Genomic DNA, 9,716 nt, shown 5'->3' with positions numbered 1-9,716 from the left:
GAGCGAAGTCGAGACACCAAGCGCTGCGTGCGGTGTCTCGACTTCGCTCGACACGAACGGGGTTAGGGAGCCGGGATACGAGGCGTTCACCCCTTCAGCTCCAGCACCCTTGCATAAAGCGCCTTCCGATCAAGCCCGTGCCTCTTGGCAACCAGACCCGCCGCTTTCGAGGCAGGCATCTCCGCCACCGCCGCGAGCAGTTCAGCATCCACATCCGCCTCGCCGGGTTTGTCCGGCGCGCCCGGCGGCCCCGCGAGCAGCACGATCTCCCCCTTGGGCGGATGCGCGGAGTAGTGCGCCGCCAATTCCGCCGCCGTCCCCGTCCGGCATTCCTCGTGCAACTTGGTCAGCTCGCGCGCCACCGCGATCTCGCGCCCCGGCATCACGCGCGCCATCGCCTCCAGTGAAGCCACCAGCCGCGGCCCGGTCTCGTAGAACACCAGCGTCGCCGGCACCGCCGCCAGCTCCGCCAGCACGTCGCCGCGCGCCTTGTCCTTGCTTGGCAGGAAGCCTGCGAACAGGAACCGGTCGGTCGGCAGCCCCGCCAAGGTCAGCGCCGCCAGCAGCGCGCTCGCCCCGGGGATCGTCGTCACCGCAATACCGCGCGCCCGCGCCTCGCGCACCAGCCGGTAGCCGGGGTCCGAAATCAGCGGCGTGCCCGCATCCGAGACCAAGGCGACCGGCCCGCGCGTCATCTCGCCCAGCAAGGCCTCGCGCGCGGCATCGCTCGCGTGATCGTCATAGCGGCGCAGCGGGCGCTTGATTCCAAGGTGGTGCAACAGCTTGCCGGTCACCCGCGTATCCTCGCAGGCTATCACAGCGCAGCGTGAAAGGACGTCGATTGCCCGCCGCGTGACGTCACCGAGATTGCCAATCGGGGTCGCAACTATATAGAGACCGGGGTCAAGTAGGGGCGCATCCATAGGCGTACCCATGGACCGGCTACCAGGGAGCGGCAAGCCAATGATGTTCGGAAGCGGTGGGGCAGCACTCGGGCGCCTCCGGCATTTGGTTCTATATGCCGGGTTCGCACTCCTCGCGGGTTGCGCTGTCATCCCCAAACCGACCGAAGCGCCGCCGCCGCCCAAGCCCGCTGAAGTGACGCCCGATGCCAACGTGCTCCCCACCGATGCCGACCGCCACCGCGTCGCGCTGCTCGTGCCGATGAGCGGGCCCAACGCCCCCGTCGGCCAGGCCATCGCCAATGCAACGACGATGGCGCTGCTCGATACCAATGCCGACAACGTCCGCATCACGACCTACGACACAGCGCTTGGCGCCGGCCTTGCGGCCAACAAGGCGATCCTTGATGGCAACCGCCTGATCCTTGGGCCCCTGCTTGCCGACGAGGTGGTGGCTGTCGCCAGCGTCGCGCGGCCCGCCAAGGTGCCGATGATCACCTATTCGAACGACGCCAACGTTGCGGACCGCGATGTCTTCGTGCTCGGCCAGGTCCCGGCGCAGGCGATCACCCGCGTCGTCGGCTACGCGCAGGAGAAGGGCGTCAAGTCGATCGGCGCGATCATCCCGACCGGCGCCTACGGCCAGCGTGTGTCCACAGCGCTGATGGTCGCGGCCCGTTCACGCGGGATCACGGTGACCTCGGTCGAGAGCTATGACCGTTCGAACACCTCGGTTTCCAGCGCAGTCCGCCGCGTTCTGACGAAGGGCCCGGTCGGCGCGCTGCTGATCGGTGACAGCGGCCGCATCGCACTCATGGCCGCGCCGGCCGCCAATGGCACGAAGCTGCTCGGCACCGAGCTGTGGAACGGCGACGCCGCGATCGCCAAGAGCCCCGCGATGCGCGGCGCGTGGTTCGCCGCCGTTTCGGACAAGCGCTTCGGCCAGTTCGAGCAGTCTTACCGCACCCGCTTCGGCGCCGCGCCCTCGCGGCTGGCGACGCTCGGCTACGATTCCGTACTGCTCACGCTCAACGTCGCGCGGACGTGGAAGCCGGGCACGCTGTTCCCGACCGCGAAGCTCTACGCCCGCGACGGTTTCATCGGCCTCGACGGGGTGTTCCGCTTCGATCCCAACGGCGTCGCCGAACGCGCGATGGAAGTGCGCGAAGTCGGTGCAGGCACTTTCGTTACCGCAAGCCCGGCCCCGGCGAAGTTCAATCCCTGACCCCGCAAATCCGGGGATATTCCCGGATAAGCACCATCCCCCCATTGCTCCGGGAATCGGGCGTGTTCTATAGCCGTTCCCATGTCCGATGACCTGTTCGACAAGCTGCCGGGCCGAAGCCCAGAGGAAACCTACGACGGTTCCGCTATCGAGGTGCTGGAGGGGCTGGAGCCCGTCCGCCGCCGCCCCGGCATGTACATCGGCGGCATCGACGAGCGCGCGCTGCACCACCTCGCCGCCGAGGTGCTCGACAACGCGATGGACGAGGCTGTCGCGGGCCATGCGAACCGCATCGAAGTCACGCTCGAGGAAGGCCCCGCCGGGACCGCAGGCAGGATCACCATCACCGACAACGGCCGCGGCATGCCGGTGGACGAACACCCGAAGTACCCCGGCAAGTCGGCGCTCGAAGTCATCCTCACCATGCTCCATTCAGGCGGCAAGTTCTCCGGCAAGGCCTATGCCACCTCGGGCGGCCTCCACGGCGTCGGCATCTCGGTCGTCAACGCGCTTTCGGTGCTGACCCGCATCGAAGTCGCGCGCAACAAGGAACTCTACGCGCAGGAATTCTCGCGCGGGCTGCCCACCTCGAAGCTGGAACGCATCGGCGCCGCCCCCAACCGGCGCGGCACCAGCGTTACTTTCATCCCCGATGGCGAAATCTTCGGCGAGGACGCGCGCTTCAAGCCCGCGCGCCTGTTCCGGCTCGTCCGCTCGAAGGCCTATCTCTTCGCGGGCGTGGAAATCCGCTGGAAGTGCGCCCCCAGCCTGATCGCGGGGACGGACATTCCCGCCGAAGCCGTGTTCCAGTTCCCCGGCGGCCTTGGCGATCACCTCGCCGAACAGGTCGCGGGCCGCGAATGCGTCACCTCCGTCCCGTTCACCGGGCGGCAGGACTTCCCGGCCGGGCCGAACGGCGAAGAAATGGGCCGCGCCGAGTGGGCCATCGCCTGGCCGTTATGGTCGGACGGGTCCTACAGCTGGTACTGCAACACCATCCCCACCCCCGATGGCGGCACGCATGAGGCGGGGCTGCGCGCCGCGCTCACCAAGGGCATCCGCGCGTTCGGCGAGCTTGTCGGTCAGAAGAAGGCCAAGGACATCGCGCCCGAGGACATGCTCACCGGCAGCGAGATCATGCTTTCGGTGTTCATCCGCGATCCCCAGTTCCAGAGCCAGACCAAGGACCGCCTGACCAGCCCCGAAGCCGCGCGCCTCGTCGAAACCGCGATGCGCGATCACTTCGACCACTTCCTTTCGGACAATCTCGAGCGCGGCAAGGCACTCCTCGGCGCAGTCCTCGAACGCATGGACGAGCGCCTGCGCCGCAAGGCGGAGCGCGAGGTCAAGCGCAAGACCGCCACCAACGCGCGCAAGCTGCGCCTCCCCGGCAAGCTCACCGATTGCAGCGGCGAGGGTGACGGCGAGACCGAGCTGTTCATCGTCGAAGGCGATTCCGCCGGCGGCAGCGCCAAGCACGCGCGCGACCGCAAGACGCAGGCGATCCTCCCCATCCGCGGCAAGATCCTCAACGTCGCCAGCGCCAGCGCCGACAAGATCCGCGCCAACGCCGAAATCGCCGATCTTGCGCTCGCCTTGGGTTGCGGCCTGCGCAAGGACTGCAACCCCGATGCGCTGCGCTATGACCGGATCATCATCATGACCGACGCCGACGTCGACGGCGCGCATATCGCCACCTTGCTGATGACGTTCTTCTTCCAGGAAATGCCCGAAATCGTTCGGCGCGGGCACCTCTATCTCGCCCAGCCCCCGCTCTACCGCCTCACCAGCGGCGCCACTTCGGTCTACGCCAAGGACGACGCGCACCGCGCCGAGCTCGAAGCCACGAAGTTCAAGGGCAAGAAGGTCGAAGTCGGCCGCTTCAAGGGCCTCGGCGAAATGAACCCGCAGCAGTTGCGCGAGACTACGATGAGCCCGGCCAGCCGCAGCCTCATCCGCATCACCCTGCCCCCCGAATACGAAGGCCGCGCCGCCGTCAAAGACCTCGTCGACCGCCTCATGGGCCGCGATCCCGCCCAGCGCTTCATGTTCATCCAGAACCGCGCAGGCGAACTTGATCCGGAGCTGATCGACGCCTGAGCCGCGCCTTCCCTTCAGTCCATTTTAACCGCGCAATCCGGGTTTCACCCTAGTCCTGGCCAAACCCCGTTGCAGCCTCCGCGCGCCTAGAACCGTGCCGATATCCGCCCCGCAGTCCCGCGCGGCGGCAGAAACGGGTTCAATCGGCATGGATTATCTCAGGAACGCTCCGATCGGACGCAAGCTCGCGGTGATGTTCGCGGTGCTTTCGCTGGTCATCGTCGCTGCGATCGGCACCATGGTCTGGCGCATGGGCGCGATGCGCGCCGCTGAAGTGGAAGTCGCGGAGGATCACGTCCCCCAGGCGCTTGCGGCAGACAAGATCAACATCGCCATGGCCGAGTTCGAGAACGCGCTGCGGGCGCATCTGCTCGCGGCAGACGAGTACGAGCGCTCCGATGCCGAGAAAGTCATCGCCGCGAACCAGAAGATCATCAGCACCCAGACAGCCGCGTTCGAGGCGACCGACCTCGACGACAAGGAAAAGGGCTATCTGAAGGCATTCAAGGCCGGCTGGCAGCAGATGAGCCAGGATACCACGCAAATCATCCAGCTCTCGGGCGAGGGCCGTACCGCCGAGGCACTGGCACGTCTCGCCACCTCGTCCGAACCGGTCGAGGCAACCGCCAAGTCCCTTGCCGATCTTGCCGAATACCAGAAGCACCATATCGAGTTGGCCGTCCAACAGTCCCAAACGGGCTACACGCTTGCCCTGTGGACCGGAGTTCTCACCGCCCTGGCGCTGCTCGCCACGCTTGGCGGCATTTATCTGATGATGGTTCGCCTCGTCGCCCGCCCGGTCGGTCAGATCACCCACGCGATCCAGGATCTGGCCGAGGGCCACCTCGATGGCGCGCTCACGATCAGCGACACGCAGGACGAAATCGGCGCGCTCGGCCGGGCGATGCGCGCGCTGCAGGACCAGCTGGCCCGTGCCGAACGGAGCAAGGCCGAACAGGTCGAGCTTATCGTCAGCACGCTCGGCGCCGCGCTTGCCAAGTTCAAGGAAGGCGATCTCGGCGCCCGCGTCACCGCCGCGCTGGAAGGGCCCTTTGCCCGCCTCAAGACCGACTTCAACGCGATGGCGAGCGAACTCGAGCAGGTCATCGGTTCGGTCGCAGGCACGGCCAGCAGCGTCCAGACCGGCTCGACCGAAATCCGCGCCGCGTCCGACGATCTTGCCAGCCGCACCGAGCAGCAGGCCGCCAGCCTCGAATCCGCCGCCAATGCCATGCGTGAAGTGACCGCCAAGGTCGAACAGAGCGCCAGCAATGCCGGTGCCGTGCGCGAGACGATCGTGCGCGCCACCAATCGGGCCAATGCGGGCGGCGAAGTCGTCAAGCGGGCCGTCGACGCGATGGATTCGATTGTCGACAGCTCGAAGCAGATCACCCAGATCATCGACCTCATCGACGGCATCGCCTTCCAGACCAACCTGCTCGCGCTCAATGCCGGGGTCGAGGCGGCCCGCGCCGGCGAGGCTGGCCGGGGCTTCGCGGTGGTCGCCAACGAAGTCCGCGCCCTCGCCCAGCGCTCGGCCGAAGCTGCGCGCGACATCAAGGGCCTGATCAGCGGCAGCGCGCAGCATGTCGAGATGGGCGTCCACCTTGTCGGCGAGACCGGCGAAGCGCTCGATGCGATCATCACCCAGGTCGCCGAGATCGGCGCGCTGGTCGAAGGCATCGCCACTGCCGCGGTCGATCAGGCGGCGAGCATTTCCAAGGTCAACGTGACCATGGGCGAGCTTGACCGCATGACCCAGCAGAACGCCGCGATGGTCGAGGAAAGCGCGGCTGCCTCGCGCAATCTCTCGGGTCAGGCGGCGAACCTCGCCAATCTCGTTTCGCGCTTCCGGGGCACCGGGATCGCCGCTTCGGCGAGCAGCTTCAACGCTCCGCTGGCCGCGCGGCCCGCACCTGCCCCCGCGCCGCTGGCCCCGCGTCCGCTTCCGGCAGCCGCGCCCGCCCCGGTCCACGGCAACCTCGCGCTCGAACTCGACGAGGACAACTGGTCGGAGTTCTGAGAACCCGCTTGGCCCTGCGTCTTGTGCGACGGCGCGGGGCCTTGGCCGGCCGGGATCAGTCCTGGCCGGCCGTCCCGTCTCCGGCTTTCGCCGCCTTGAAATCGAAGCGGATGCGCACCCAGGTGCCGAGCTGCGCCTTGCCGTCGATGCGCGGCGGGCGAACGAGGAACTGCCAGGCTGCCTGCCGCAGCGCGCGCGCGAGGCCCGATCCGCGCGGGCTCTCGTCTACCTCGCGGCAATCCTCGACATGATAGCGCTCGACCGTGCGGCAGATGATCATCGCCCAGTCGCCCGATGATCCGCCCCGCGCCGCACTCATGTAGGGCGAAAGTTCGGCCCGCGTCGGCTCGCGGTACCATTCTGCATTGTAGACCCGCGCGCCGCCGGGACCATCGCCGGTGCCTTCGGCATTGCCTCCACCGCCCGCTGATGCGCCATTTGATCCGCTGCTGCCGCCCGCCGGCTTGATCTTGCTGATATCGGCCTTGGCGATGTCCTCGCGGCTGAGCTTGATGAAGCCCGGCGGCCATTCGACCTGGTTCTTGCTGGGAATCTCGACGCGCGGCGGCAGCTTGGGCGGCGGGGTGGTTACCGTCTGCACCTGCGGCTGCTGCTTCACATCCTGCTTGGGCGCGGCCTTGGCCTTGTCCTTTTCGGCAGAGGGCGGCGCAATGTTGATCGCCACCAGCTGCCCGCCCGCATCGCCGCCGCCGCCGGCAACGTTGCTCATGATGATCAGCACGAAGACGAGGAACACCCCGACCAGCACTGCCAGCACGAACGACACAACCCGGTCGCGGCGCGACGGAGCGTAGCGCGCGGCGCTGGCGACGGGAGTGGATGCCATGGCGCTCCGCCTACACGGGCACGCCCGGGGCGGCAACCAGCCCACTTGTAACCAAGTGTCGCTTCCTCGTGCAGAAGTGGCATTTCAGCCCACTTGCCAGCCCCGCCCGCACCGCTTATCCCTTAAGCAACCGGTTAAGAAATTCGAGGATGTCCATGCGTTTTGAAGGCACCAGCAACTATGTCGCCACCGATGATCTCAAGGTGGCGGTCAATGCCGCGGTGCTGCTGCGCCGCCCCCTGCTGGTGAAGGGCGAACCCGGCACCGGCAAGACCGTCCTCGCGCATGAAATCGCCAAGGCCGTCGGCGCGCCGCTGATCGAGTGGAACGTCAAGTCCACCACCAAGGCGCAGCAGGGCCTCTATGAATACGACGCGGTCGCCCGCCTGCGCGATGGCCAGCTCGGCGATCCGCGCGTGCACGAGATTTCGAACTACATCCGCAAGGGCAAGCTGTGGGAGGCCTTCACCTCCGAGAAGCTCCCCGTCCTCCTCATCGACGAGATCGACAAGGCGGACATCGAATTCCCGAACGACCTCCTGCAGGAGCTCGACCGGATGAGCTTCGACGTCTACGAGACGCACGAGACCATCGCCGCCAAGGAGCGCCCGATCGTCGTCATCACTTCGAACAACGAAAAGGAACTGCCCGACGCGTTCCTGCGCCGCTGCTTCTTCCACTACATCAAGTTCCCCGACCGGGCGACGATGCAGTCGATCATCGACGTGCACTTCCCCGGCATCCAGAAGACCCTCGTCACCAAGGCGATGGAGATCTTCTACGAAGTGCGCGAAGTGCCCGGCCTCAAGAAGAAGCCCTCGACCTCGGAACTGCTCGACTGGCTCAAGCTGCTGCTGAACGAGGACATGCCGCTCGACGTCCTCCAGAACCGCGATCCCACCAAGGCGATCCCGCCCTTGCACGGCGCGCTCCTCAAGAACGAACAGGACGTGATGCTGTTCGAACGCCTCGCCTTCATGGCGCGGCGTCCCTCGAATTAACCTCCTTCCCGTTCGTGTCGAGCGAAGTCGAGACACCATGCGCAGCGCCGGGTGTCTCGACTTCCGGCCCATCGGGCCGGAAGTTTATCCCGAGCAAAGTCGAGGGGCTCGACACGAACGGTGGTTGAGCTAAACCGTCGGGGTCATTTCACACTTTCTGCATTGATTATGCAGCGCGGCTTCGCCGCTATCGCAACCCCTTTGCACCCCCGCGCCTCCGCGCGAAACAATCAATCCTGCGCTCTCAATCCCGCGGGCCGAGTTTCTCCAGCTCCACTTCGGCATACATCTGCTTGACCGCCGGGCGCGCCTTGATCTGATCGATCCAGCGCACCAACCCCGGCGTCTTTTCCTTGTTCACCAGTTCGGCAAAGCCCACCTGCATGCCGTTGGCGATGGCGAAGTTGCAGATGTCCGCCAGCGTGTATTGCCCCGGCACCAGCCACTCGTGCTGGCGCAGATGCGCGTCCAGCCGCTCCACGGAATAGCCTATCTTGCGCATCTCCTCGTCGAGCATGTCCTGCGGAAAGCCTTCGCGCGCCCGCCGCCACTTCACCTGCTGCTCGACCACCGGAATGGCCTTCACCTTCTCCTCGAACTCTGCGTCCGAAAGGCCCTTGACCATGTTGCCGACATAACGGTGCCAGCCGATGGTCGAGACGCACCAGCAGAAGTACTCGTCCACCCACTTCGTCCACACCCGCATCTGCGCGCGGCCGTATGACGTATCCGGCCGCAGCTTGACCTCGGTCGGGTACTCGTCTTCCAGATACTCGCAGATCACCGTGCTCTCGGTGATCACATGCTCGCCATCGACGAGAGCAGGCACTTGCCCCCGCGGGTTGATCGCCTTGAACCAGTCGGTATGGTGCTCGAACTTGGCAGGATCGAGCCGGTTCTTCTCGAACGGCAGCCCCTTCTCAAAGAGCGTGAGCAGCGGCTTCATCGAGTTGGCAGCAGGGCCGAAACTGTAGAGCTTGAGCATGGTTATGGGTGTCCTCTCCGATTGCCCGCAGCCTACAAATTGTAAGTAAGACTAACAATCCCCAAAGTGAGGGAGACGCTGATGGCTTATACCGGATCCTGCGCCTGCGGTGCCGTCACCGCGACCATCGCGGCAGACGCACCCGTCGCGGTGCGCCAGTGCTGGTGCCGCCAGTGCCAGCAGGTCGCTGGCGGCGCGGCGACCAACAACGCCATTTTCCCGACCGACAGCGTCGTCTTCACCGGCGAACTCGCCACGCATTCCTACGTCGCGGCCAGCGGCAACACCCTCACCCACTCGTACTGCCCCCGGTGCGGCACGCCGGTCATGGCCCAGACCAGCGCCCGCCCGCATTTCCGCACCATGCGCCTCGGCTTTCTCACCCCTGGCCATGGCCTTGCCCCCAATGCCGCGATCTGGACCAGCGACGCCCCGCCCTGGGCCGCGATTGACCCGGCGCTTGATCAGTTCGCAGCCCAGCCCCCCGCGCCCCCGCCACCCACTTCGTAACACTTGCCCCCGCGCCGCATTCGCCTTAATCATCCGGTTAAGACCGGTCGTCCCATAAACCGACCCGTTCGTGTCGAGCGAAGTCGAGACACCAAGCGCGGTGCATGTGTCTCGACTTCGCTC

The 9,716-nt window shown here is 66.3% G+C and carries 8 protein-coding genes; 5 read left to right on the top strand and 3 right to left on the bottom strand.

The annotated features are described in order from the left end of the window. Positions 1–86 precede the first annotated feature (86 nt). Positions 87–923 carry a 16S rRNA (cytidine(1402)-2'-O)-methyltransferase gene (gene rsmI / locus IP83_RS07445; protein ID WP_082364571.1) on the bottom strand — a complete coding sequence of 279 codons (837 nt, stop codon included), beginning with the start codon at positions 921–923 and terminating at the stop codon, positions 87–89. A gap of 40 nt (positions 924–963) precedes the next feature. Here rsmI and IP83_RS07440 point away from each other — a divergent pair, with 40 nt between their 5' ends. The 3 genes from IP83_RS07440 to IP83_RS07430 all read left to right on the top strand — a co-directional run bounded on the left by IP83_RS07440 (position 964) and on the right by IP83_RS07430 (position 6,250). Beyond that, positions 964–2,127: a penicillin-binding protein activator gene (locus tag IP83_RS07440; protein WP_231624955.1), complete on the top strand. Its 1,164-nt coding sequence runs from the start codon at positions 964–966 to the stop codon at positions 2,125–2,127. Between the two features lie 81 nt (positions 2,128–2,208). Next, positions 2,209–4,227: a DNA topoisomerase IV subunit B gene (locus IP83_RS07435; protein WP_054121583.1), complete on the top strand. Its 2,019-nt coding sequence runs from the start codon at positions 2,209–2,211 to the stop codon at positions 4,225–4,227. 148 nt (positions 4,228–4,375) lie between these two features. Then, positions 4,376–6,250 (top strand): methyl-accepting chemotaxis protein, encoded by a 1,875-nt coding sequence (locus IP83_RS07430; protein WP_054121582.1) that lies wholly within the window; start codon positions 4,376–4,378, stop codon positions 6,248–6,250. 55 nt (positions 6,251–6,305) lie between these two features. Here the strand turns inward: IP83_RS07430 and IP83_RS07425 are convergent, their stop codons facing one another. Next, a complete protein-coding gene (locus IP83_RS07425) occupies positions 6,306–7,097 on the bottom strand; it encodes a hypothetical protein (RefSeq protein WP_054121581.1) in 792 nt (263 codons plus the stop codon). 155 nt (positions 7,098–7,252) lie between these two features. Here IP83_RS07425 and IP83_RS07420 point away from each other — a divergent pair, with 155 nt between their 5' ends. Next, positions 7,253–8,098: a MoxR family ATPase gene (locus tag IP83_RS07420; protein WP_054121585.1), complete on the top strand. Its 846-nt coding sequence runs from the start codon at positions 7,253–7,255 to the stop codon at positions 8,096–8,098. A gap of 244 nt (positions 8,099–8,342) precedes the next feature. Here the strand turns inward: IP83_RS07420 and IP83_RS07415 are convergent, their stop codons facing one another. Next, a complete protein-coding gene (locus tag IP83_RS07415) occupies positions 8,343–9,083 on the bottom strand; it encodes a glutathione S-transferase family protein (RefSeq protein ID WP_054121580.1) in 741 nt (246 codons plus the stop codon). A gap of 81 nt (positions 9,084–9,164) precedes the next feature. Here IP83_RS07415 and IP83_RS07410 point away from each other — a divergent pair, with 81 nt between their 5' ends. After that, positions 9,165–9,593: a GFA family protein gene (locus tag IP83_RS07410; RefSeq protein ID WP_054121579.1), complete on the top strand. Its 429-nt coding sequence runs from the start codon at positions 9,165–9,167 to the stop codon at positions 9,591–9,593. Positions 9,594–9,716: the final 123 nt, after the last annotated feature.

The sequence above is a fragment of the Novosphingobium sp. AAP93 genome, assembly GCF_001296055.1.
Lineage (GTDB): Bacteria > Pseudomonadota > Alphaproteobacteria > Sphingomonadales > Sphingomonadaceae > Novosphingobium.
This window is presented reverse-complemented; position numbering and strand designations above follow the sequence as displayed.

What these genes read in the sequence shown, in the direction of transcription:
- IP83_RS07435 (WP_054121583.1), top strand. Translation starts at nt 2,209, where the DNA reads ATGTCCGATGACCTGTTCGACAAGCTGCCGGGCCGAAGCCCAGAGGAA.
- IP83_RS07415 (WP_054121580.1), bottom strand. Translation starts at nt 9,083, where the DNA reads ATGCTCAAGCTCTACAGTTTCGGCCCTGCTGCCAACTCGATGAAGCCG.
- IP83_RS07440 (WP_231624955.1), top strand. Translation starts at nt 964, where the DNA reads ATGATGTTCGGAAGCGGTGGGGCAGCACTCGGGCGCCTCCGGCATTTG.
- IP83_RS07430 (WP_054121582.1), top strand. Translation starts at nt 4,376, where the DNA reads ATGGATTATCTCAGGAACGCTCCGATCGGACGCAAGCTCGCGGTGATG.
- rsmI (WP_082364571.1), bottom strand. Translation starts at nt 923, where the DNA reads ATGGATGCGCCCCTACTTGACCCCGGTCTCTATATAGTTGCGACCCCG.
- IP83_RS07410 (WP_054121579.1), top strand. Translation starts at nt 9,165, where the DNA reads ATGGCTTATACCGGATCCTGCGCCTGCGGTGCCGTCACCGCGACCATC.
- IP83_RS07420 (WP_054121585.1), top strand. Translation starts at nt 7,253, where the DNA reads ATGCGTTTTGAAGGCACCAGCAACTATGTCGCCACCGATGATCTCAAG.
- IP83_RS07425 (WP_054121581.1), bottom strand. Translation starts at nt 7,097, where the DNA reads ATGGCATCCACTCCCGTCGCCAGCGCCGCGCGCTACGCTCCGTCGCGC.